The 21,298-nt window shown below is 63.9% G+C and carries 22 protein-coding genes; 11 read left to right on the forward strand and 11 right to left on the reverse strand.

Going from position 1 to position 21,298, the window contains the following annotated elements:
* The first annotated feature begins 43 nt into the window (after positions 1–43).
* The 4 genes from B9A11_RS10470 (at position 44) to B9A11_RS10485 (ending at position 3,436) form a co-directional block, all read left to right on the forward strand.
* Positions 44–703, forward strand: a complete 660-nt coding sequence (locus B9A11_RS10470) for a histidine phosphatase family protein (protein ID WP_058247484.1) — start codon at positions 44–46, stop codon at positions 701–703.
* A gap of 117 nt (positions 704–820) precedes the next feature.
* On the forward strand, positions 821–1,867 hold the full coding sequence (locus B9A11_RS10475; RefSeq protein WP_058247485.1) for a saccharopine dehydrogenase: 1,047 nt from the start codon (positions 821–823) through the stop codon (positions 1,865–1,867).
* Positions 1,868–1,871: 4 nt separating this feature from the next.
* The gene (locus tag B9A11_RS10480) at positions 1,872–3,002 is read left to right on the forward strand and encodes a saccharopine dehydrogenase family protein (RefSeq protein WP_058247486.1); all 1,131 of its coding nucleotides are present in this window, start codon (positions 1,872–1,874) and stop codon (positions 3,000–3,002) included.
* Positions 2,993–3,436, forward strand: a complete 444-nt coding sequence (locus tag B9A11_RS10485) for a hypothetical protein (RefSeq protein WP_058247487.1) — start codon at positions 2,993–2,995, stop codon at positions 3,434–3,436. Before B9A11_RS10480 ends, B9A11_RS10485 begins: the two co-directional genes overlap by 10 nt.
* Before the next feature lie 3 nt (positions 3,437–3,439).
* On the opposite strand, the gene B9A11_RS10490 is transcribed toward B9A11_RS10485, so the two are convergent.
* From B9A11_RS10490 to B9A11_RS10500, 3 genes are read right to left on the reverse strand one after another with little or no spacing between them, the layout of a single operon-like run.
* Positions 3,440–4,570 carry a CaiB/BaiF CoA transferase family protein gene (locus tag B9A11_RS10490; protein WP_058247488.1) on the reverse strand — a complete coding sequence of 377 codons (1,131 nt, stop codon included), beginning with the start codon at positions 4,568–4,570 and terminating at the stop codon, positions 3,440–3,442.
* Positions 4,567–5,268, reverse strand: coding sequence for a DsbA family protein (locus B9A11_RS10495; protein WP_143595851.1), 702 nt, complete (start codon positions 5,266–5,268; stop codon positions 4,567–4,569). Before B9A11_RS10495 ends, B9A11_RS10490 begins: the two co-directional genes overlap by 4 nt.
* A gap of 37 nt (positions 5,269–5,305) precedes the next feature.
* Positions 5,306–5,815, reverse strand: a complete 510-nt coding sequence (locus B9A11_RS10500) for a DUF721 domain-containing protein (protein ID WP_058247489.1) — start codon at positions 5,813–5,815, stop codon at positions 5,306–5,308.
* Positions 5,816–5,898: 83 nt separating this feature from the next.
* Between B9A11_RS10500 and mutY the strand changes: the two genes are divergently transcribed.
* The 3 genes from mutY (at position 5,899) to B9A11_RS10515 (ending at position 9,283) form a co-directional block, all read left to right on the forward strand.
* On the forward strand, positions 5,899–6,951 hold the full coding sequence (gene mutY / locus B9A11_RS10505; RefSeq protein WP_058247490.1) for an A/G-specific adenine glycosylase: 1,053 nt from the start codon (positions 5,899–5,901) through the stop codon (positions 6,949–6,951).
* Between the two features lie 116 nt (positions 6,952–7,067).
* Entirely contained in the window at positions 7,068–8,216 is a 1,149-nt protein-coding gene (locus tag B9A11_RS10510) for an alkane 1-monooxygenase (RefSeq protein WP_058247491.1), read from the forward strand.
* Positions 8,217–8,362: 146 nt separating this feature from the next.
* Positions 8,363–9,283 carry a manganese-dependent inorganic pyrophosphatase gene (locus tag B9A11_RS10515; RefSeq protein WP_058247492.1) on the forward strand — a complete coding sequence of 307 codons (921 nt, stop codon included), beginning with the start codon at positions 8,363–8,365 and terminating at the stop codon, positions 9,281–9,283.
* Between the two features lie 195 nt (positions 9,284–9,478).
* On the opposite strand, the gene sfsA is transcribed toward B9A11_RS10515, so the two are convergent.
* Entirely contained in the window at positions 9,479–10,183 is a 705-nt protein-coding gene (gene sfsA / locus B9A11_RS10520; RefSeq protein WP_058247849.1) for a DNA/RNA nuclease SfsA, read from the reverse strand.
* 49 nt (positions 10,184–10,232) lie between these two features.
* Between sfsA and B9A11_RS10525 the strand changes: the two genes are divergently transcribed.
* Genes B9A11_RS10525 through B9A11_RS10540 form a run of 4 tightly spaced genes read left to right on the forward strand, consistent with a single transcriptional unit; the run spans position 10,233 to position 13,194 of the window.
* The gene (locus B9A11_RS10525) at positions 10,233–10,958 is read left to right on the forward strand and encodes a competence/damage-inducible protein A (RefSeq protein ID WP_058247493.1); all 726 of its coding nucleotides are present in this window, start codon (positions 10,233–10,235) and stop codon (positions 10,956–10,958) included.
* 4 nt (positions 10,959–10,962) lie between these two features.
* Positions 10,963–11,709 (forward strand): GNAT family N-acetyltransferase, encoded by a 747-nt coding sequence (locus B9A11_RS10530; RefSeq protein WP_234988796.1) that lies wholly within the window; start codon positions 10,963–10,965, stop codon positions 11,707–11,709.
* Positions 11,706–12,275, forward strand: coding sequence for a peroxidase-related enzyme (locus B9A11_RS10535; protein WP_058247494.1), 570 nt, complete (start codon positions 11,706–11,708; stop codon positions 12,273–12,275). Before B9A11_RS10530 ends, B9A11_RS10535 begins: the two co-directional genes overlap by 4 nt.
* Positions 12,247–13,194, forward strand: a complete 948-nt coding sequence (locus B9A11_RS10540; RefSeq protein WP_058247495.1) for an OmpA family protein — start codon at positions 12,247–12,249, stop codon at positions 13,192–13,194. Before B9A11_RS10535 ends, B9A11_RS10540 begins: the two co-directional genes overlap by 29 nt.
* Positions 13,195–13,363: 169 nt before the next feature.
* On the opposite strand, the gene B9A11_RS10545 is transcribed toward B9A11_RS10540, so the two are convergent.
* The 7 genes from B9A11_RS10545 to queG form a co-directional block, all read right to left on the reverse strand.
* The gene (locus tag B9A11_RS10545; protein WP_058247496.1) at positions 13,364–14,269 is read right to left on the reverse strand and encodes a LysR family transcriptional regulator; all 906 of its coding nucleotides are present in this window, start codon (positions 14,267–14,269) and stop codon (positions 13,364–13,366) included.
* Between the two features lie 214 nt (positions 14,270–14,483).
* Positions 14,484–15,044, reverse strand: coding sequence for a type 1 glutamine amidotransferase domain-containing protein (locus B9A11_RS10550; RefSeq protein ID WP_058247497.1), 561 nt, complete (start codon positions 15,042–15,044; stop codon positions 14,484–14,486).
* Between the two features lie 194 nt (positions 15,045–15,238).
* Positions 15,239–17,263 carry an NADPH-dependent 2,4-dienoyl-CoA reductase gene (locus tag B9A11_RS10555; RefSeq protein WP_058247498.1) on the reverse strand — a complete coding sequence of 675 codons (2,025 nt, stop codon included), beginning with the start codon at positions 17,261–17,263 and terminating at the stop codon, positions 15,239–15,241.
* 94 nt (positions 17,264–17,357) lie between these two features.
* Complete coding sequence (locus B9A11_RS10560) at positions 17,358–18,920, reverse strand: methyl-accepting chemotaxis protein (RefSeq protein WP_058247499.1); 1,563 nt, start codon at positions 18,918–18,920, stop codon at positions 17,358–17,360.
* Between the two features lie 138 nt (positions 18,921–19,058).
* Entirely contained in the window at positions 19,059–19,562 is a 504-nt protein-coding gene (gene msrA / locus B9A11_RS10565; protein WP_058247500.1) for a peptide-methionine (S)-S-oxide reductase MsrA, read from the reverse strand.
* Positions 19,559–20,008 (reverse strand): peptide-methionine (R)-S-oxide reductase MsrB, encoded by a 450-nt coding sequence (gene msrB / locus B9A11_RS10570; protein ID WP_058247501.1) that lies wholly within the window; start codon positions 20,006–20,008, stop codon positions 19,559–19,561. The genes msrA and msrB overlap by 4 nt, the downstream gene beginning before the upstream one ends.
* 193 nt (positions 20,009–20,201) lie before the next feature.
* Entirely contained in the window at positions 20,202–21,242 is a 1,041-nt protein-coding gene (gene queG / locus B9A11_RS10575) for a tRNA epoxyqueuosine(34) reductase QueG (protein WP_058247502.1), read from the reverse strand.
* Between the last annotated feature and the right edge of the window lie 56 nt (positions 21,243–21,298).

Raw genomic sequence — 21,298 nt, forward strand, 5'->3', positions numbered from 1 at the left:
CTGCGAGGCGCGTACACCTGCGCCAACAGCCCGGAGGTCCCCCATGTCGTTTCTCACCCTCGTCCGCCACGGCCAAGCCAACTCGACCGCACGCGATGAGGGCGGCTATGACAAGCTGAGCGATCTGGGCTGGCAGCAGGCGCGCTGGCTGGGCGACTACTTTCGCAGCGCAGGCGACCGCTACGCCCGCGTCTACACCGGCACCCTGCGCCGCCACATCGAGACCGCCGAGGCGATCAACCCCGATTGCACCCAAGCGCCGGTGCAGGACGCGCGCCTGAACGAGATGTCCTACTTTGACCTCGCCCACGCGCTGGAACAACAGCACGGCATCCCGATCCCGCAGGACCGCGAAGGCTTTGTCAGCCACCTGCCGGTGCTGTTCGGACACTGGCACGATGGCAAGATCGAGAACCCGCCTGAGAGTTTCCAGGCCTTTGAAACCCGCGTGCGCGATGCTCTGACAGAGATCGCAGCAGGCGACGGGCGGGCGCTGATCGTGACCTCCGGCGGGTTGATCGGCATGGCCATGCGCATCGTGATGGGGCTGGACCTGACGGCGATGGCGCACGCCTGCCTCGCGATTGAGAACAGCTCAGTCCACCGGGTTCAGCCCTTGCCCACCGGGCTGGCGCTGACACAATTCAACGCCCTGCCGCACCTTGATACGCCGGACCGGCAGCACGCCCGCAGCCACCTGTGAGGGCCAAATTCCTTCCAAGGAATTTGCAAAAGTCTTGAAAGACTTTTGGTCCCGCGGGTGGCCCCCTTGCACTTTGACCGCAGCGGCGCGACAGTCCGCCCAAGTGCAGGAGACCACATGACACATCTTTGGATCAGAGCCGAAAGCCGCCCCAACGAAGAGCGCGTCGGCATCACCCCCGACGGCGTCCGCGCCGCCATCGCCAAGGGCATCCACGTCACCCTTGAGGACAGCCCGACCCGCGTCATCCCGTCCGAAGACTTCGTCGCCGCAGGTGCCACCCTCGCCGAGGAAGGCAGCTGGCCGGACGCCCCGCGCGATGCCATCATCTTTGGCCTCAAGGAACTGCCCGACGACGGCACGCCCCTGCCCCATCGCCACATTATGTTCGGCCACGCCTACAAGGGCCAAGAGGCCGGGCAGCGCCTGCTCGCGCGCTTTGGAGCTGGGGGCGGCGCGCTTTATGACCTTGAGTACCTCACCGACGCCGCTGGCCGCCGCGTCGCTGCGTTTGGCTATTGGGCGGGCTTTGCCGGGGCGGCGGTGTCGATCCTCGCCTGGGCGGCCCAGCAGCGCGATCAGGTCTGCCCCGCCGTCACCACTTGGCCGAATTCCGAAGCCATGCTGACCGACCTGCGCGCGGCGCTCGGCGGCAAACGCCCCAAGGACGCGCTGGTGATCGGCGCTTTGGGCCGGGTCGGCACCGGCGCGTCGGACCTTTGCGCCGCGCTCGACATTCCGGTCACCAAGTGGGACATGGCCGAAACCGCGCACGGCGGCCCCTTTCCCGAAGTTCTGACGCACGATCTGTTCTTCAACTGCATCCTCGCGCGCCCCGGCTGCCCGGTCTTTGTGCCCGCGGACGCCACCACCGCCCAACGCGATCTGACCGTCATCGGCGACATCGCCTGCGATCCGCAGTCGGATTTCTCGCCCATCAAGGTCTATGACCGCGAAACCGACTGGCAGTCCCCCGTCACCCGCGCCCATGACGCGCCGCCCCTGGACGTTATGGCCATCGACAACCTGCCCTCGCTGCTGCCGCTCGAATCCTCTCAGGATTTCGCCCAGCAACTGCTGCCCCACCTGCTGACGCTGACCGCCATCGAGGACGGCGTCTGGGGCCGCGCCTTTGCCACCTACCAAGACCACAAGAAAGGCTGATCCCATGACAATCCACTGGTGCGGCACCGGCCTGTCTTCGATCCCTGGCCTGCGTCGCCTGATCGAAAACGGCCATCAGGTCACCGTCTGGAACCGGACCACCGAAAAGGCGCGCGCCGCCGTTGGCGATCTGACGGACGACATCCACGCCTTTTCGCCCGAGGCGCTCGCCGCCAAGGTCCAGCCCGAGGATATCATCGTCTCGATGCTGCCCGGCGACTGGCACGTCGACTTGGCCGAGCTTGCCATCGCCAAGGGCGCGCATTTCGTCTCGTCCTCTTATATCGCGCCGGAAATGCGCGCGCTGGATGCCAAGGCCAAAGAGGCCGGCGCGCGGCTGGTCAACGAGGTCGGCCTCGACCCCGGTATCGACCACCTGATGGCGCACGCCTTGGTGGCCGATTACAAGGCGTCGCCCGCCTTCGACAAGGGCAACGCGGTCAGTTTCCTGTCCTACTGCGGCGGCGTGCCGAAAGAGGCGAATGCCTTTCGCTACAAGTTCTCTTGGGCGCCGGTCGGCGTGCTCAAGGCGCTGCGCTCTCCGTCGAAATCCATCAAGCATTTCACCGAGCTCAACGTCTCGCGGCCTTGGGACGCGCTGTCGCGCTATGACGCGCCGCTGCCTACGCCTGAGAGCTTCGAGGTCTATCCCAACCGCGAATCGCTGCCCTTCATGGCGGAGTATGGGTTCGGAAAAGACTGGAAGGTCAAGGACTTCGTCCGTGGCACCCTGCGTCTAAACGGCTGGGCCGAGGCGTGGAAGGACATCTTTGCCGAGGCGCCCAGCGCCAGCGACGAACGGCTGCAAGAGATCGCGGATGAGCTGCTGGCCGACAACGCCTACGCCCCCGGCGAGCCCGACCGCGTGGTTCTGTGCGTCGACCTCAAGGCCGAGGCCGAGGGCGAAACCGTCTGGCACAAGACCTACGTTATGGACGCTTGGGGCGACGCGCGCGGCACCGCCATGGCGCGGCTGGTGTCGGTTCCGGTGTCGCTCGCGGTCGAGGCTGTGCTGAACCGCGAGATCGCACCGGGCGTGCACGCCGCCCCGTCCGACCCCAAGCTGGTCACCCGCTGGCTGGACGAGGTGCAGACCTTGGCGCAACATCTGATGGTGGTGGACCAATGCGCCTGATCGCGGCGCTTTGCCTGCTGGCCGCCCCTGCGGTGGCCTCTGAGGTCTGTCACCCGATCGTCGCGACCCAAGGCTGGCAAACGGTCGAGTTCCCGGCGGGCCTTGTCCAAGGCATCCGCTCCGAAGGGTTCTGGACCGTCCTTGACGGCACCCTTGGCCCCGCGGGCACCAACGGCCACACCGGCACGCTGGCGGCGGACCTCAACCCGGACAACCACCCTCGTATCGACGAGGACGCAGGTCACGGCGCATTGCTGGTGCGCATCCCGCTGGCGCAAGAGCGCGTCATGACGTGGAAAACCCTGACTGGCTTTGTCACCAACGCCGGGGCGTTCAACATGAACCTCGGCGCGCTCCATTTCCGCATCAACGAAGCGGACAGCCATCTGGCCGACAACGCCGGTCAGATCAACGTCTGTTTCACCTACGACTAAGCGTTACTCGGGCGTGTCCGCGCCCAGACGCGGCGCGGGTCGGTCCAGCACCAGATCCGCGTCCGAGAACTTGATCGGGCTGCGGATGCCGGGGATGCCGCCGGGGGCGATCTGCATCCCGCGCGCCACCACCTGAGGATCGGCAAAGACTTCGGCCATGTCGTTGATCGGCCCGGCGGGCACGCCCTGCGCCTCGCAGGCGGCCAGCAGATCGGCCTTGGTAAAGCGCGCCGTGGCCTCGGCCAGCCGCGCGGTCATCGCTTCGCGGTTGGCAATCCGGTCGGCGTTGGTCAGGAATTGCGGGGCGTGGGCCATGTCATCCAACCCCAGCAGGCCGCAAAGCCGCTGGTACTGCGCGTCGTTCCCGGTGGCGATGATGATATGCCCGTCGGCGCAGTCAAACACCTGATACGGCGTCAAATTCGGGTGATAGTTCCCCGTGCGCCCCGGCGGCGTCCCGGTGCTGAGATAGTTCAAGCCTTGGTTCGCCATGGCCGCCACGGCACAATCAAGCAAGGCCATGTCCACGTGCTGCCCCTTGCCCGTGCGGTCGCGTTGGTGCAGCGCCGCGAGGATGCCGGTCACGGAATAGAGCCCGGTGAACAGATCGGTGATCGCAACGCCTGCGCGCTGCGGCTGGCCGTCCGGGTCGCCGGTGATCGACATAAAGCCGCTCATGCCTTGGATGATATAATCGTAACCGGCGCGGTGTGCATAAGGCCCATCCTGCCCAAAGCCCGTGATCGAACAATAGATCAGGCGGGGGTTCACCGCCGATAGACTGTCGTAATCCAGCCCGTATTTGCGCAGGCCCCCGACCTTGAAATTCTCGATCAGGATATCGGCCTCGGCTACCAGATCGCGCAGCCGCGCCTGTCCCTCTGGCGAGGCGATGTCCACCACCTCAGAGCGTTTGCCGCGATTGCACGAATGGAAATAGGCGGCAGTGCGTTCGCCTTCATCCTCAATAAACGGAGGCCCCCACTGGCGCGTATCATCGCCAGTGCGGGCCTCGATTTTCAGAACATCCGCGCCCAGATCGGACAGGGTCTGGCCAGCCCAGGGGCCCGCCAGAATCCGTGCCAATTCAATGACCTTTACCCCTTCGAGCGGGCCGCGCGGAGCCGATGTCATTCAGCCGCTGCCAGCTGTTCATCCAGGTAAGCCGAGAAGTCGGCGTAGTTCATGTTCGACACTTTCTCGCCGTTGATGATGAACGACGGGGTCGAGTCGATGCCATGCTCTTCGGCGTTTTCCTTGTACCAGCCGACCAGCGCGCGCAGTTTGCCGCCGTCGGTCAGACAGGCGTCCAGCTGCTCGTTGCCCAGACCGGCGAGGCGGCCCACCTTGCGCAGCTCATCGGCAATCGCCGCCTCAGAGCCCGCACGCGCCCAAGTGCCTTGGGTCTTGAACAACATGTCGGTGATGCCAAAGAACCGGTTGGTGTCGTCGCCGCAGCGCGCGATCATCGAGCCCCACATGCCGAACTTGTCGAAATAGACCTCGCGGTAGACGAATTTCACCTTGCCGGTGTCGATGTAGTTCGCCTTGACGTCCTTGAACACGTTCTCGTGGAAGGTGGCGCAATGCGGGCACGTGTATGACGCGTATTCGATCACGGTGACCGGCGCGTCTTCGGCGCCCAGAACCATGTCCTGAACGACATATTCCTCTGCCTCTTCGGCGGCAGGCGCAGAGGCTTCTTGCGCATTGGCGGCCATGGGCAGGGTGAACTCGGGGCCAGCGACCTGCCCCTGTTCCTGCCCATAGAACCACGCGCCCCCGGCGATCACGGCCAGCGCCAGCGCGCCTGCGGTCGATGTCATCTTCATGCGATAAGCCTCTTGTTTCAGTGTTCTGCGGCGGGGATCAGCCCCGGTTGCCTTTAGTTATGACGTTTGTCGCCAGCCGTTCAAGGGCGGCGCGCAAAGCCGGATCGCCCACACCGTCCGCGACTTCGGCGGCGCGCGCCTTGACCTCGGCGGGCGGCTCGGCGGTTTGCGGTTTCTTGCGATGCTGAAAATCCACCTGCCCTTCGGCAAAGCCGGTGGCGGCAGTCTGCGTCACCCGCACGCGCGTGATGGCGTTGTAGCCATAGACCGCGTTGATCTTGGCGCGAATTTCCTCGGCCCGCATCTGCACCAAGGGCGCGTTCGCCCCGGTGGTCAGCAGCGCCAGCGTCGCGCCAAAGCCGCCGCGCCCATAAGACACCTCGACGGGCCGCGTCATGGCGGCAATGTCCGGTCCTGCGATCTCATCCCAGTGGGTCAGGACACGGCTTTGGGAAAAGCCACGGCTTTCCGACGCGTTCCGGATCTTGCTTTCCAGGAACTTGGACGTCGGCTTGAAGCCATATGTGCTTGTGCTGCGCTTCGACATGGGTTGAATCCCTCTCTTGCGCCCTATTCTAGTGGCTGCGACACGGGGCAACCAGCCCCCTTGAACCACACGGAGCCTCACCCTTGCGTGAAATCGCCCAAGCCGCCGACCTGCTTGACTGGTACGACCGCCATGCCCGCGTGTTGCCGTGGCGCACGCCGCCCGCTGAACGGCTGGCGGGGGTTGCGCCCGATCCCTACCGGGTGTGGCTGTCCGAGATCATGTTGCAGCAGACGACCGTCGCGGCGGTCAAAGACTATTTCCTTGCCTTTACATCGCGTTGGCCCACGGTTGCCGATCTGGCGGGGGCCGAGGATGCCGACGTGATGGCCGCCTGGGCGGGGCTTGGGTACTACGCGCGGGCGCGCAACCTGCTGAAATGCGCGCGGGTGGTGACGAGTGAACACGGCGGCGTGTTCCCGCGCGATCACGCGACCTTGCTGAGCTTGCCGGGGGTTGGGCCGTACACGGCGGCGGCCATTTCGGCGATTGCCTATGACGACCCGCAAACGGTGCTGGATGGCAATGTCGAGCGGGTGATGGCGCGTTTGCATGACGAGCATACGCCCTTGCCCGCCGCCAAGCCCGTGTTGACCGACTACGCCGCAGCCCTGACACCGGATCAGCGGCCCGGAGATTATGCGCAGGCTGTGATGGACCTCGGGGCGACGATCTGCACGCCCAAGCGTCCGGCCTGCGGGTTGTGTCCCTGGCGGCCTGCTTGCGCTGCGTGGCACAATGGCACCGCCGCCGAACTGCCGAAAAAGTCGCCCAAGAAACGCAAACCCACCCGGCAGGGGATTGCTTATCTGGCGCGGCGGGTCGATGGCGCGTGGCTGCTGGAACGTCGCCCGGATCAAGGGCTGCTGGGTGGAATGCTGGGCTGGCCGGGGTCGGACTGGGCCGAAACACCGCCCGTCGAGGCGCCGCCGATCCGCGCCGAATGGAAGACCCTGCCCGCCGAGGCCCGCCACACCTTTACCCATTTCCACCTGATCCTGACGGTGAAAACCGCGCTTGTCCCGATGGAGCGGGTGCCGGATCGGGGCGAATTCGTGCCTTTGGAAGAGTTCTCGCCCTCCGATCTGCCAACGGTGATGCGCAAGGCCTTTGACCTGACGCGCGGCGGGGCGTGACGATTTGAGCGCAATTTGCCGCGAAATCACCGCGATTTGACCTCGCGCAAAGCAAAAGACCGCCGCTTGATCCGAGTAGTGGGGTATAAAAGACGAGTAAACTTCGGAGCAGTCCCATGACTTCCTCGGCCCCCATCCCCCCGGCCAAGGTCGCGCGGTTCACCGCCGCTTTGCCCTTTGGCCTGTCGTTTGTCCTGATCCCGCTGGTGTGGATCGGCGCGATCTATGGCGGGTTTTGGGTGCTGCTGGCGCCGCTGTGCGCTTGGTATTTGTTCACGGCGATCGACGTGGCAGTGGGGCTGAACACCGGCGACGCCGACCTGAACACCACCGAAGACCAGCTGTTCTGGTACAAGCTGCTGACGCAAATCTGGGTGCCGCTGCAATTCGTGGCGCTGTTCGGGCTGCTGTTTTACGTCTCGCGCGCCGGGCACCTGAACGGCTGGGAAAAGTTCGGAGTGATGTTCGGGACGGGTGTGATGACCGGGACCGTGGGCATCGTGTTCTCGCACGAGTTGCTGCACCAAAGGAACCGGTTCGAGCGCGCTTTGGGCGATCTGCTGCTGGCGATGGTGCTCTATTCGCATTTCCGGTCGGAACACCTGCTGGTGCATCACCGCTATGTCGGCACGCCGCGCGACCCGGTGACGGCGCGCTACAACGAAGGCTTTCACCGCTTTTACCCGCGTGTGCTGCGCGAATGCTGGCACTCGGCGTTCAAAGCAGAGGCTGAGATGCTGGGCCGCAAGGGCTTGCCTTGGTACAGCCGCCGCAACCCGTTCTGGCTGTACTGGGGGCTGCAACTGGGGATGCTGGTGCTGGCTTTGGTGGTCGGCGGCTGGGAAGGTGTGCTGCTGTTTGTGGTGCAGGCCGGGGTGGCGATCTGGCAGCTGGAGGTGGTGAACTACGTCGAACACTACGGGCTGACGCGCAAACATCTGGGCAACGGCAAGTACGAACACGTGATGCCGCGCCACAGCTGGAACGCCGCGCATAAGGCGACAAACTGGTTGATGATCAACCTGCAACGGCACTCTGACCACCACTACAAGCCCGACCGGCGCTTTCCCCTGTTGCAGAATTACTCCGAGGATGAGGCCCCGCAGCTGCCCTATGGCTATCCGCTGATGGCCATGGCCGCGATGATCCCGCCGGTGTGGCGACGGATCATGAACCCCAAGGTGCGCCATTGGCGGCAGATGTACTATCCCGAGATCACCGATTGGAGCGCCTATAACAAAGCGCGCAATCCGTTGCCGCGGTGAGGGACCAAATTCCTTCTGAAAAAGGAATTTGCAAATTTCTTACTTAAGAAATTTGGCCCGTGCCCCTGCGCGCTCTTGTCGGGTGACAAGGGCGGCGCATCGGTCTAGAACCCCCGCAAAATTGGACATTTGACAGAGGATTCCCCATGACCATTCAGGTTTTCGGCCACAAGTCCCCCGACACCGATTCCACCGGCAGCCCGATCATCTGGGCTTGGTATCTCAACGAGATCAAAGGCACCGCGGCCAAGCCCGTCCTGCTGGGCGAGCCGAACACCGAAGCGGCCTTCATGCTGACCCACTGGGGTCTGGACAAGCCCGAGATCATCGGCACCGTCGAAGCTGGCGCGCCGGTTGTCATCGTTGACACCAACAACCCTGCCGAGCTGCCCGCTGACATCAACGCCGCGGACATTCAGGCGATCATCGACCACCACAAGCTGGTGGGCGGCTTGGAAACCAAAGGCCCGATCGACATCACCATCCGCCCGCTGGCCTGCACCGCGACCATCATGATCGACCTGATGGGCGACGACGCGGAAAAGATGCCGCGTGAGATCAAGGGCGCGGCGCTGTCCTGCATCCTGTCCGACACGCTGGAGTTCCGCTCGCCCACGACCACCGCGCATGACAAGGCTGTCGCCGAAAAGCTGGCCGCTGATCTGGGTGTGAACCTGGGCGAGTACGCCTCGGCGATGTTCGAAGCCAAGTCCGACATTTCGGAATTCTCGGACGCCGAGCTGATCCGCATGGACAGCAAGGAATACGAAGTGGACGGCACCAAGTTCCGCGTGTCCGTTCTGGAGACCACCGCGCCCAAGCTGGTGCTGGACCGCAAGGACAGCCTGATGGCGTCCATGGTGGACGTCGCCAAGGAAGATGGCGTGGATCAGGTTCTGCTGTTCGCCGTGGACATCCTGAACGAAGAGGCGACCCTGCTGGTGCCAAACGATCTGGTGAAGGGCGTTGCCGAGAAGAGCTTTGGCGCGTCGGTGTCTGGTGACACGGTTGTGCTGCCGGGGATCATGTCCCGCAAGAAGCAGATCATTCCGAACCTGAAGGTCTGACTGGGCCTTGGGGCTGGGCGGGGGCGCTGCCCCCGTAGCCATCTGTCATTTGTCGTGCTTTGCACGACGGGGGCGCTGCCCCCGTAGCCATCTGTCATTTGTCGTGCTTTGCACGACGGGGGCGCTGCCCCCGGACCCCCGGGATATTTTGGAAGAGAAGAAGATGAGGGTCGGCGCGTTTGCGGCGGCCTTTTTCTATGGGGCGAAGGGGAGTTGCTCGCCCAAGCAGATGCCTTGGGGGGAGATTTGACAGGCGAAGGCGAGGACTTGGACGCCTTGGGCGTGGGCCTGATCGAAGGCAGCGGCGTATTTGGGATCCAGGTCGCGAGCGAGGGTCACGTTTGTGCAATCGGTGCGCTGGACGAGGTAGAGCATCACGGCGCGGTGGCCTTGGGCCGCCATGTTCGCCAGTTCGCCGAGGTGTTTGGCGCCGCGGGCGGTGACGCTGTCGGGGAATTCCGCGAGGCCATGGGTGCGCGAGAGGGTCACGGATTTGACCTCGACGTAGCAGTCGGGGCGGTTTTCGGCTGTCAGCAGAAAGTCGATGCGGCTGTTTTCGCCGTATTTCACCTCTGGGCGGGTGGTATCGTAGCCTTGCAGGCCGGGAACCTGGCCGGAGGTCAGCGCGTCCTTGAGCATCCGGTTGGCCGCACCGGTGTCGACGCCGGTGAAGTGCCCGCCGGGGTGTTCCACCAGCCGCCATGCGTATTTCAGCTTGCGCTTGGGGTCATCGTTGGGTTCAAGCCAGACGCGCAGGCCGTCGTCCTTGAGGCCCAGCATCGAGCCGGGGTTGGCCACATGGGCGGTGACTTCGCGCCCATCTTCGAGGCGGCAATCGGCCAGAAAGCGTTTGTAGCGTCGCAAAAGCGTGGCGGGGATCAGGTCACATTGAAAGCGCATCATCCGGGGCCTATACCCTTGGTCAAGACCCGCGCCAAGGAGGCCCACCATGTCCAACCCCACCGCTGCCATGCTCGTGATCGGAGACGAGATCCTGTCCGGGCGCACCCGTGACGCCAACATGCACTACCTCGCGCAAGAGTTTACCAAGCATGGCGTCGACCTGCGCGAAGTGCGGGTGGTCTCGGACGATCGGGCAGCGATTGTGGATGCGCTGAACGCCTTGCGCAGCGCCTATGACGTGGTGGTGACCAGCGGCGGCATCGGGCCAACCCATGACGACATCACCGCCGATTGCGTGGCCGAAGCCTTTGGCGCGCATATCGACGTGCGGGACGACGCCTATGCCTTGCTGGACGCGCATTACAAGTCGCAGGGGAAGGAGTTCAACACCGCCCGCCAGCGGATGGCGCGTATCCCCGATGGGGCGACGCTGATCGACAACCCGGTGAGCATTGCGCCCGGCTTTACCATGGAGAACGTCCATGTGATGGCCGGCGTGCCGAGCGTGTTTCAGGCCATGGTCGCGAGCGTCTTGCCGACCTTGACCGGCGGCGCGCCCTTGTTGTCGCAGACCCTGCGGGTGCAGCGCGGCGAGGGCGACATTGCCGAGCCCTTGGGGCAGTTCGCACGCGATTACAGTGACTTGCAGGTGGGCTCCTACCCCTATCAGCAGGACGGCGTGTATGGCTCCAACGTGGTGGTGCGCGGGGCCGACGCGGCGCGGCTGGACGCGGCCATGGTGGCGCTGCGCGCGCTCTTTCCCGAGGCGTAACCCCGTGGCCCTGTCCCCCGACGCGAACCGATTGCTGGCGACATTGGACGCCACATGGCCCGCCGCCGCCAAGGTCGAGGCCGGCCCCTGGACTTTGCGCGAAGGGCGCGGGGGCGGAAGCCGCGTTTCTGCTGCGACGATCCGCGGCCCGTGGCGGCCCGAAGACATCGCCGCCGCCGAGAAATCCATGCGCCTCATGGGGCAGCAGCCTTTGTTCATGATCCGGCCCGGCGAAATGGCCCTAGACCGCGAACTGGCGGCTTTGGGCTATGAAAAGCGCGACGTGACCAACCTGTGGGTTTGCCCGATCGAGACGCTGACCGACCGCAAGGTGCCTTTGGTGACGGCCTTTACCATTTGGGAACCTTTGGCGATCATGCTGGAGCTGTGGACGCAGGGCGGCATCGGAGAGGAACGCCGCGCCGTGATGGACCGCTGCGCCCTGCCCAAGACTGGCCTCTTTGGGCGGGTGAGCGACAAACCGGCGGGCACTGGCTTTGCCGCGGTGCATGACGGCATCGCCATGGTCCACGCCCTGCTGATCGCAGAGGCACACCGGGGCAAGGGTCTGGGCGGCTGGATGATGCGCGCCGCTGCCTTTTGGGCGCAGCGCAAGGGTGCCCTGTGGATGAGCCTTGCCGCCACCGAAAGTAACGTTGCGGCGAGCGCGCTCTACTCGGCCTTGCGGATGGAGATCGTCGGGCAGTACCATTACCGCATTCTCAACGACGCAGAAGGTGACGACCCATGACCGACACGGCCCCCACGGCGCTGAACCTGCCCATGGTCGACCCGCTGCCCGAGGCGACGCAAAAGTACTTTGACATCTGTCAGGACAAGCTGGGGATGATCCCCAACGTGCTGCGCGCCTACGCGTTCGACATCGAAAAGCTCAATGTTTTCACGGCGATGTACAACGACCTGATGCTGGCGAACAGCGGTCTGACCAAGCTGGAACGCGAGATGATCGCCGTCGTGGTGTCCTCTATCAACAAGTGTTTCTACTGCCTGACTGCCCATGGCGCGGCGGTGCGCGAGCTGTCGGGCGACCCCAAGCTGGGCGAAATGCTGGTGATGAACTGGCGGGTGGCCGATCTGAACCACCGCCAGCGCGCCATGCTGGCCTTTGCCGAAAAAATGACCGTCGAGTCGTCGAAAATCGCCGAATACGACCGCGAGAGCCTGCGCGACGCGGGCTTTTCCGACCGCGACATCTGGGACATCGCCAATGTGGCGGGGTTCTTTAACATGACCAACCGGGTGGCCTCGGCCACGGATATGCGCCCGAATGATGAGTATCACGCGCAGGCCCGCTAAGCCCTTGCGTTTGTTCAGCCTTCTCGCCGCTCTGGCGCTGCCCGTGGCGGCGCTGGCGCAGGATTTCTCGCTGCCTTCGGGGGCAGTGCGCAGCTATGACGCGGTGCGCGATCCCGGCGTTTACCGCCTGCCCACCGGCCCGTGGACCAAGGACGCGGGCCTGCCCACCGAACAATTCGAAGGCCGCATCAGCGTCGAGGCATGGCGCCTGTCCGGCACCAGCCAGACACCCTTTCAGCTGGCCAAACCGCTGCGCGACACGCTTGAGGACGCCGGGTACGAGATCCTGTTGGATTGCCGCGCCTTTGCCTGCGGCGGGTTTGACTTTCGCTTTGCCACGCTGGTGCTGCCCGCGCCCGAGATGTTCGTGGACCTGACCGACTACCACTTTGTCGCCGCGCGCAAGGACGGCGGCGCGGTGTCGATCCTGACCAGCCGCGACGACGTCAAAAGCTACCTGCAAATCATCCGCGCCGGGGCTGCCCCCAAAGGCCAGACCAAACCCGACGCCGCGCCCTTGCCCACCGTGGCCCCCACCGATCTGGGCGACGTGGCCAAGGGGTTGGAGCTGACCGGCCATGCGGTGCTGAACGATGTGGTCTTCCCCTCTGGTTCGACCCAGCTGGGGGACGGCGCGATTGGCTCGCTCGACGCCATCGCTGACTATCTGCTGCGCACCCCGGACCGGACGGTGATGTTCGTCGGGCACACCGACGCCACCGGCTCGCTGGATGCCAACAAGGCGGTCTCGCTGAAACGTGCGCAGGCCGCTGTCGATTACCTGCGCCGCAAAGGCGTGCCTGCCGCCCAGATCAGCGCCCAAGGCGCAGGCTACCTCGCCCCTATCGCCTCGAACCTGACCGAAGAGGGGCGCAGGGCCAACCGCCGCGTTGAGGCGGTCCTTCTCCCCGCGCGGTGAATGCGGGATGGCGGGCGGGGCGATGTTCCGCAGGAACGAGCGCCGTAACGCCTTACCGTAAAACGAAAAAACCTCGGGCCGAAACCCGAGGAGAAATAAGTTGGCCTGTGTTCATCTCAGGCTGGGGAAGAACAAGGGTGTCGGGGGCAGCCAAGCGCCCCCAATCATCTCACCACTGCTGCGGGCCTTTTTCGGCAAAGGCATGCACCAGGAAATCAATGAAGGCGCGGACCTTGGGCTGGGTGAACCGGCCCGGCGGGTAGACCGCGTAGACGCCTTGGGTTTCCAGCGGCAGATCGGGGATCGCATCCTCGACCAGGCCCGCTTCCATCGCGTCATGATACAGATAAGACGGCAGGTAGGCGATGCCGAGCCCCGCGATACAGGCGTTCAGCAGCGACTGGCCATCGTTCACCGTCAGCCAGCCCGCGGTGCGCACCTGACGCTTTTCACCGGACGGCGCGGTCAGCTTCCACACGTTGCCCGAGGCTTGGTTCGAGTAATGCAGCAGCTTGTGTTCGTTCAGATCGTCGATCCGCTGGGGTCGCCCGAATTTCTCGAAATAGGACGGCGCGGCGATCATCCGCTTGGTCGTCTCGGTCAGCTTGCGGGCGCGCAGGGTGCTGTCTTCCAACTCCCCGATGCGCACGGCCATGTCAAAGCCCTCAGAGATCAGTTCGACGTAGCGGTTGTTCAGCACCATGTTGACGGTGATGTCCGGGAATTCCGCGAGGAACTCACCCAGCACCGGGCTTAGGTGGTTGACGCCAAAGTCCGTCGCCACCGAGATCCGCAACAGCCCCGAGGGCGCGCTTTGCATCGAAGTCACCAGCGCGTCGGCCTCTCCGGCGTCGTTCAAGACGCGGCGGGCGCGGTCGTAATAGGCAAGGCCAATTTCCGTAGGCGAGACGCGGCGCGTGGTCCGGTTCAGCAGACGGGCCCCAAGGCGCGCCTCAAGGCTGGACACGTGCTTGGAGACGGCGGATTTGGAGATCCCCATCTTCTTCGCGGCATCGGTGAACCCACCTTGGTCCACCACGGTCGCAAAGGCCTCCATTTCAGTCAGACGATCCATCTACGTCTCCATCACTCGTTCAAATCCGTTGTGATGGTTATCGCGGCGGTTTGCGGCGCAACTGAGGCAGTGCAGCGACAATTCAGGGGAATCGCCCTTGGCTGTCGGACAGGCGGAAACAGGGAAACGATGGGTCTTGGTCCGGGAAACACCCGGTTGGACCCACACAGCGCGCCGCACGGGGCGACGCGCAATGGGGTTTCTGGATCGAGCGTCAGGCCGCCTGTCGCTGGTGGTGCCCCTCTTCGATCTCTTCGACGATCTTGGACACAAACGCCTTGAGGTCGCTGGGATTGCGGCTGGTGATGATGCCTTGGTCCGCGACGACCTCTTGGTCCTTCCACACCCCGCCGGCGTTCTTCACGTCGGTTTTGATCGAATGAAAAGAGGTCATCTCGCGGCCCGCGACGATCCCCGCCTCGATCAAGACCCAAGGGGCGTGGCAGACAGCGGCGATGACCTTGCCTTGATCGTGAAAGGCTTTGACGAGGGTCAGGACATCCTTTTCGACACGCAGAAGGTCCGGATTGATCTGGCCGCCGGGGATCACGAGCGCGTCGTAGTCCTCCGGGGTGGCGTCAGCGATCTTGAGATCGGCAGAGGCATCGCGCCCCCAGTCCGAGCCCTCCCAGCCTTTGATGGCATTGCCGTCAAGCGTGGCCACATGCACGGTGGCGTCCTTGACGCGCAGTTGATCGCGGGGAAATTCCAGTTCGGATTGTTCGAACCCGTTGGTGGCGATGATCAGGATTTTGGCGGACTGAATGGCTGTCATGAGAGGCTCCTTTTAGCTGATGGGCTGAGGTTCAGCCCTCTTGACCCATCAACGCGCGCTCTGTCCTTTCGTTCCTGCAGATGATGGTACGGCGCTCGGCTCTGCCATCGCCCCGCCCACCATCCCGCATTCCTCGCGATGCTGATGGGACGGTGGGCGGGGCGAATTCCGCAGGAAGAGCGCCGTACAGCGGCCTACAGCCTGGCCGCCAAGCGGACACCTTGGTTGATGGCGCGCTTGGCGTCCAATTCCGCCGCCACATCCGCGCCGCCGATCACGTGCACCGGCACACCCTGCGCCTCAAGCTCATCGGCCAGGCTACGCTCCGAGACCTGCCCTGCGCAGAGCACCACCGTATCGCATGCGATCACTTCGGGCTTTTCGCGCGCCTCGCCATAGCTGATGTGCAGCCCGTCGTCGTCGATCCGTTCGTAGTTGACCCCCGCGCGCATCTGCACCCCTTTCATCTTGAGCGCCGCGCGGTGGATCCAACCGGTCGTCTTACCCAGACGCTTCCCCGGCTTTTCGGCTTTGCGTTGCAGCATGATCACGTCGCGCTCGGCCGGGTCTGGCTGCGGCCCTTCGGGAGCAAGCCCCGCGCGGACCAGTGCCGGGTCGGTCACCCCCCATTCGCGCAGCCATGCCTCGGGGTTCAGGGTCGGGCTGTCACCAGTCACGAGGAACTCGGCCATATCAAAGCCGATGCCCCCTGCCCCGATCACCGCCACACGCTGGCCCACCTCGGCCCCGCCGCGCAGCACATCCACGTAGCCGACCACCTTGGCGTGGTCCTGCCCGGGAATGCCCGGATCGCGCGGCGCAACCCCCGTGGCCACCACCACTTCGTCAAACCCTGTCACATCCTCGGCGCGGACGGTCTGGCCGAGACGCACAGTCACGCCGGTGTCCTCGAGCATGGCCGCGAACCAGTCGACAAGGCCATGAAATTCCTCTTTGCCGGGCACGACCTTGGCCATGTTGAGCTGGCCGCCCACCGTCTCGGCCTTGTCAAACAGCGTCACTTGGTGCCCGCGCTGTGCCGCCGTGATCGCCGTCGCCAGCCCCGCTGGCCCCGCGCCCACCACAGCCACGGTCTTGGGGGTCGGGGCTGGGGTGACGGTCAATTCGGTCTCATAGGCCGCGCGCGGGTTCACAAGGCAGCTCGAGACCTTGCCGCTGAACGTGTGATCCAAGCAGGCTTGGTTACAGGCGATGCACGGTGCGATCAGATCGGCCCGCCCCGCCGCCGCTTTGTTCACGAACTCCGGGTCCGCGAGGAAGGGCCGCGCCATGCTGACCATATCCGCACAGCCATCGGCCAAGACCTGTTCCGCCACACCGGGGGTGTTGATGCGGTTGGAGGTGATCACGGGGATGCCCACCTTGCCCATCAGCTTTTTGGTGACCCACGCAAATCCCGCGCGGGGGACAGATGTGGCGATGGTCGGAACGCGCGCCTCGTGCCAACCGATGCCAGTGTTGATGAGCGTTGCGCCAGCCTTTTCAACCTCTTGCGCCAGGGTCACCACCTCGTCAAAGGTCGAACCGTTGGGGATCAGGTCGATCATGCTGAGACGGTAGATCACGATGTAATCGTCGCCCACCGCCTTGCGGACGCGGCGGACCACCTCAAGCGGCAGGCGCATCCGGTTTTCATAAGAGCCGCCCCAGCGGTCGGTACGCTTGTTGGTGTGAGCCACTAGGAATTGGTTAAGAAAGTACCCTTCCGAGCCCATGATCTCGACCCCGTCGTAGCCTGCCTCGCGGCTGCGCTGCGCGGCGGTGACCATGTCCGCGATCTGTTTCTCGATCCCCTCTTCGTCCAATTCCTTGGGCGGAAAGGGAGAAATGGGCGATTTGCCGGGGCTGGGGGCGACGCAGTTGGGGGCATAGGCATAGCGGCCCGCGTGCAGAATTTGCATCGCGATCTTGCCGCCTGCATCGTGGACCCGGTCCGTCACCATCTTTTGGTTGGCGATGTCCTCGGCGGTGAAAAGTCCCGCCGCGCCGGGGAAAACGCCGCCTTCGCGGTTGGGGGCCATGCCGCCGGTCACCATCAGGCCCACACCGCCCCGCGCCCGCGCCGCGTAGAATTCAGCGACGGCGTTCCAATCGCCGCGCTCTTCGAGGTTGGTGTGCATTGACCCCATAAGGACGCGGTTCTTGAGGGTGGTGAACCCCAGATCCAAAGGGGTCAACAAATGCGGATAGTCTGACATGACGGGCCTCCCTGCGTGTTGCGGGTACCTCATACGATCGCAGGCACCCTGTCACCACGAAACGTCACGTCAGAAACGGCGCGCAACAGACGCGTCACGCCACCTTGGAGGGCGCGCCATCCCGCGCGTCTTCGGTCTGGAACGCGCCCATGCGCCCGGTCAGATCACGCGCCGCGCGTGCGATCCGGTCCGCCATGGCTGCGAGTTCTTCGGACATGGCGGCGGCGGACTGGGTGTTGCCATCAAACGCCGCGATGGTGCTGTTCAACTGGTCCAGCGCCGCCGTCTGCTGGGCACTCTGCTCGGAAATCTCGGCGTTGAAGGCGCTGGTTTTGTGCACCGCCGCGCGAATTTCTTCGAGTGAGGAGATGGCCGCCGAGACCAGTTCGACGCCTTCGTTCACGCGGACTTCACTTTCGACGATCAAATCGCGAATGCCGCTGGCGGCGCTGGCCGTCTTTTGCGCCAGCTGCTGCACTTCGGACGCGACCACGGCAAACCCCTTGCCCGAAACCCCGGCGCGCGACGCCTCGACGCCCGCATTCAGAGCCAGCAGGTTAGTCTGGAACGAGATGTCGTCGATCAGGTCGATGATGCGCGCGATCTCGCCCGAAGACGCCTCGATGCCGCGCATGGCCTCCATGGCTTTGCCGGTGATCTCACGACTTTTCTCGGCACGCGAATTGGCCCCATTGGCCGCCTCAGAGGCGTCGCTGGCCTTTTTGGCGGTGCTGCGGATCGTCTCGGTCATCTGGTTGAAGGTTGTGGTCGTCTCGGTGATTTCATGCGCCTGACGTTCCGTGCGGGTCGACAGGTCGTTGGTCGCCCCCGAAAGCGCCGTCGCCTCGCTGTCGAAGGTCCGCGCGGTGTCCGCCGTTTCGGCAATTGCGCCGCGCAGGGTCGAAACGGCGATGTTGAAATCAGCGCGCATTTCTTCGAATTCCGGTTCCAGCTCACGGTTGATGGCGCAGGTCAAATCACCGTCCGCCAAGCGGCGCAACCGGTCGCTGAGCAGGCTCATAACTTCGGATGCACTGCTTTCGGCGGCCTCGGCCTTGGCCCGTGCTTGCGAGGCAAGTTCGGCCTGACGGCTCTGCTCCTCGGCGGCTTCATTGACCTGGCCCAGAACCTCATTCCGGTTGGCGATGATCACCGCCAGCGTGCCAGTTTCAAAAACCACCACGACCGCGTGCAACGCCGTGCGGATCACATCCGTCCAAAGATCCGTCGTCGGGTAGACAAGCAGCGGAAAGAAAACGGTCAGCGCCACGTGGTGCACCGCCGTCAGCCCGGCCGACCACAACAGCAGGCTTTGTCGCCCCAGCATGGACACAACCGCCAGCTGGACAAAGAACAGCATGTGCATGTCGATCTGCCAGAACTGCCCAGATGCGGCCGCCGTGATCAACATGGGCAGGCCGACCAAAACCGCGACCAGCGTCAAATCGGCTACAAATGACTTTAATCGCACGGCCAAGAGAGCAATCCCCAGCATCACGCCGCTGGCAACCACCGTTATAACCACCGAATTCCCTGCACCCCACGCAACCAAAGCCGGCACCGGCGTCAACATGAAGACGTTCAGCAAGGCAAGGTCACGCGCGTCTCTTTTGATCAGCGTCTTGAGGAAATTCATCATGGTCGTCAGCTCCGGCACTACGTGTGCCCGTAGAAAATGTGTGGCACACATGTCGAAGGTCTAAGACCCATCGTTTTCTACTTCTTTAAAATCCCATCACATGCGTAGATTTTTCATGAAAAAACCGGGGGACATCCCCCGGCTTTATCGGCTTGCTCATTCGGCGGCGCGGCGCGGCAAAACCCAGTCCGCCCGTGGGAAGTGGCAGGTGTAACCCGCTGGGAACCTTTGCAAATAATCCTGATGCTCTGGCTCCGCCTCCCAGAAATCACCGACCGGCTCCAGCTCTGTCACGACCTTTCCGGGCCAGTTTCCAGACGCTTCGACATCTGCAATTGTATCAATCGCCACTTGCCTTTGCGCCTCATCGACATAATAGATCGCCGACCGGTAGGACATGCCGATGTCATTCCCCTGCCGGTTCACCGTGGTCGGATCGTGGATCTGAAAGAACACCTCCAGCAGCCGCCGATAGCTGATCTTGCTCGGATCAAAGATGATCTCGATGCCTTCGGCGTGGGTGCCATGGTTGCGATAGGTCGCGTTCGGCACGTCGCCGCCGGTATAGCCGACACGGGTCGAAATCACGCCAGGCAACTTGCGGATCAGCTCTTGCATCCCCCAAAAGCATCCCCCGGCCAGAACCGCACGTTCGCTCATGTCACATCCTCCACCTGGTCCAGATAGGCACCATAACCCTCTGACTCCATGTCCTCTTTAGCGATGAACCGCAGCGACGCCGAGTTGATGCAGTACCGCAACCCACCACGATCCTGCGGCCCGTCCGGGAAAACGTGCCCAAGGTGGCTATCCCCGTGGCGCGAGCGGACCTCGGTGCGGATCATCCCGTGCGTGGTGTCGCGCAGCTCGACGATATTGTCCGGCTCAATGGGTTTGACAAAGCTCGGCCAGCCGCAGCCCGATTCGTATTTCGCGGCGCTGGCGAACAGCGGCTCGCCGGAAACCACGTCCACATACAGGCCCGCCGCCTTGTTATCGAGGTACTCGCCCGTGCCGGGCCGCTCTGTGCCGGACTCTTGCGTCACATGGTACTGCTCAGGCGTCAGGCTGTGGATAACTTCCGGTCTTCGTTCGTATTTTGCCATTTTGGCCCTCCTGTCTTGCGCGTGAATCAATAGATGGGGCCGTTGCGCAAAAAACAAAGCCCGGCGACACATCGCTCACATTGGCGCGCGCGGGCCTTGCGGGAAAGGGGGCTGCCCCCCTAAGTAACGCCTGAGTGACAATTTCTTTCTCCCAAGGATCGAAGGCCGTCGCTCCGGGCGCTGGGATGGCAGCCTAGCGCCCGTCAAGACGGCCCACAGCCCAGCTTGCGGCATCGCTCACCGCCGCGTCAGGATCATCGGCCAAGGCCTGGACGGCGGGGCGCAAACCCATGTCTCCAGAGTTTCCAATCGCATAACAGACGTTGCGGACGAACCTATCCCGCCCGATCCGCTTGATCGGCGAGCCGCTGAACAGCGCGCGAAACCCTGCGTCGTCCAAAGCGGCCAGCTCTGCCAGCCTCGGCCCGATCAATTCGGGCCGCGCGTGGTATTTCACCTCTGCCGCCATCTGGGCGAACTTGTTCCACGGGCAGGCCGCCAGACAATCGTCACAGCCGTAAATCCGGTTGCCCAGACCTGCGCGCAGATCCTCGGGCACCGGGCCGGAATGCTCGATCGTCAAATAGGAAATGCAGCGCCGCGCATCCAATTGATAGGGCGCAGGAAACGCCCCCGTTGGGCAAGCATCCAGACAGGCCCGGCACGACCCGCAATGGTCGCGCTCTGCCCCGTCCACCGGCAACTCAACAGTCGTAAAGATCGCCCCCAGAAAGAACCAAGACCCAAGCTCCCGGCTCACCAAGTTCGTATGCTTGCCCTGCCAGCCCAGACCCGCCGCCTGCCCCAAGGGCTTTTCCATCACCGGCGCGGTATCGACGAACACCTTGATCTGCGTCTCGGGCCCGGCGGCGTCAATCAGCCACCGCCCAAGCCGCTTCAACCGCTTCTTCACCACGTCATGGTAATCGCGGTTCTGCGCATAGACCGAAATCGCCCCACGATCGCCCTGCCCCACAACCGCCATCGGATCATGCGCCTGACCATAGCTCTCGGCCAGCATGATTACCGATCGCGCCTCGGGCCACAGCACATCCGGGGCGCCGCGCCAGTGCATCCGCTCGGCCATCCACGCCATCTGCCCATGCCGCTCCTGCTCAACAAAGGCCGCCAAGCGCGCGGCCACCTGCGGTACATCCGATGGCCGACACACCCGGCACGCCGAAAACCCCACGGCCTGCGCCTCCGCCTTCAATCGTGCCGCAAGCCCCTCCACCGCGCCCTCATCTTCTTCTCTTTAAAAATATCCCGGGGAGCGCGAGGGGCAGCGCC

It is taken from the genome of Tropicibacter naphthalenivorans (genome assembly GCF_900176475.1).
GTDB classification, from domain to species: domain Bacteria; phylum Pseudomonadota; class Alphaproteobacteria; order Rhodobacterales; family Rhodobacteraceae; genus Tropicibacter; species Tropicibacter naphthalenivorans.

Coding starts and splice junctions, on each gene's coding strand:
- msrB (WP_058247501.1), bottom strand. CDS start 20,008: ATGGCAAAATACGAACGAAGACCGGAAGTTATCCACAGCCTGACGCCT.
- B9A11_RS10525 (WP_058247493.1), top strand. CDS start 10,233: ATGTCCAACCCCACCGCTGCCATGCTCGTGATCGGAGACGAGATCCTG.
- B9A11_RS10470 (WP_058247484.1), top strand. CDS start 44: ATGTCGTTTCTCACCCTCGTCCGCCACGGCCAAGCCAACTCGACCGCA.
- B9A11_RS10500 (WP_058247489.1), bottom strand. CDS start 5,815: ATGTCGAAGCGCAGCACAAGCACATATGGCTTCAAGCCGACGTCCAAG.
- B9A11_RS10550 (WP_058247497.1), bottom strand. CDS start 15,044: ATGACAGCCATTCAGTCCGCCAAAATCCTGATCATCGCCACCAACGGG.
- sfsA (WP_058247849.1), bottom strand. CDS start 10,183: ATGCGCTTTCAATGTGACCTGATCCCCGCCACGCTTTTGCGACGCTAC.
- B9A11_RS10545 (WP_058247496.1), bottom strand. CDS start 14,269: ATGGATCGTCTGACTGAAATGGAGGCCTTTGCGACCGTGGTGGACCAA.
- B9A11_RS10480 (WP_058247486.1), top strand. CDS start 1,872: ATGACAATCCACTGGTGCGGCACCGGCCTGTCTTCGATCCCTGGCCTG.
- B9A11_RS10540 (WP_058247495.1), top strand. CDS start 12,247: ATGATGAGTATCACGCGCAGGCCCGCTAAGCCCTTGCGTTTGTTCAGC.
- B9A11_RS10490 (WP_058247488.1), bottom strand. CDS start 4,570: ATGACATCGGCTCCGCGCGGCCCGCTCGAAGGGGTAAAGGTCATTGAA.
- B9A11_RS10555 (WP_058247498.1), bottom strand. CDS start 17,263: ATGTCAGACTATCCGCATTTGTTGACCCCTTTGGATCTGGGGTTCACC.
- B9A11_RS10510 (WP_058247491.1), top strand. CDS start 7,068: ATGACTTCCTCGGCCCCCATCCCCCCGGCCAAGGTCGCGCGGTTCACC.
- msrA (WP_058247500.1), bottom strand. CDS start 19,562: ATGAGCGAACGTGCGGTTCTGGCCGGGGGATGCTTTTGGGGGATGCAA.
- B9A11_RS10495 (WP_143595851.1), bottom strand. CDS start 5,268: ATGAAGATGACATCGACCGCAGGCGCGCTGGCGCTGGCCGTGATCGCC.
- B9A11_RS10535 (WP_058247494.1), top strand. CDS start 11,706: ATGACCGACACGGCCCCCACGGCGCTGAACCTGCCCATGGTCGACCCG.
- B9A11_RS10515 (WP_058247492.1), top strand. CDS start 8,363: ATGACCATTCAGGTTTTCGGCCACAAGTCCCCCGACACCGATTCCACC.
- B9A11_RS10485 (WP_058247487.1), top strand. CDS start 2,993: ATGCGCCTGATCGCGGCGCTTTGCCTGCTGGCCGCCCCTGCGGTGGCC.
- B9A11_RS10475 (WP_058247485.1), top strand. CDS start 821: ATGACACATCTTTGGATCAGAGCCGAAAGCCGCCCCAACGAAGAGCGC.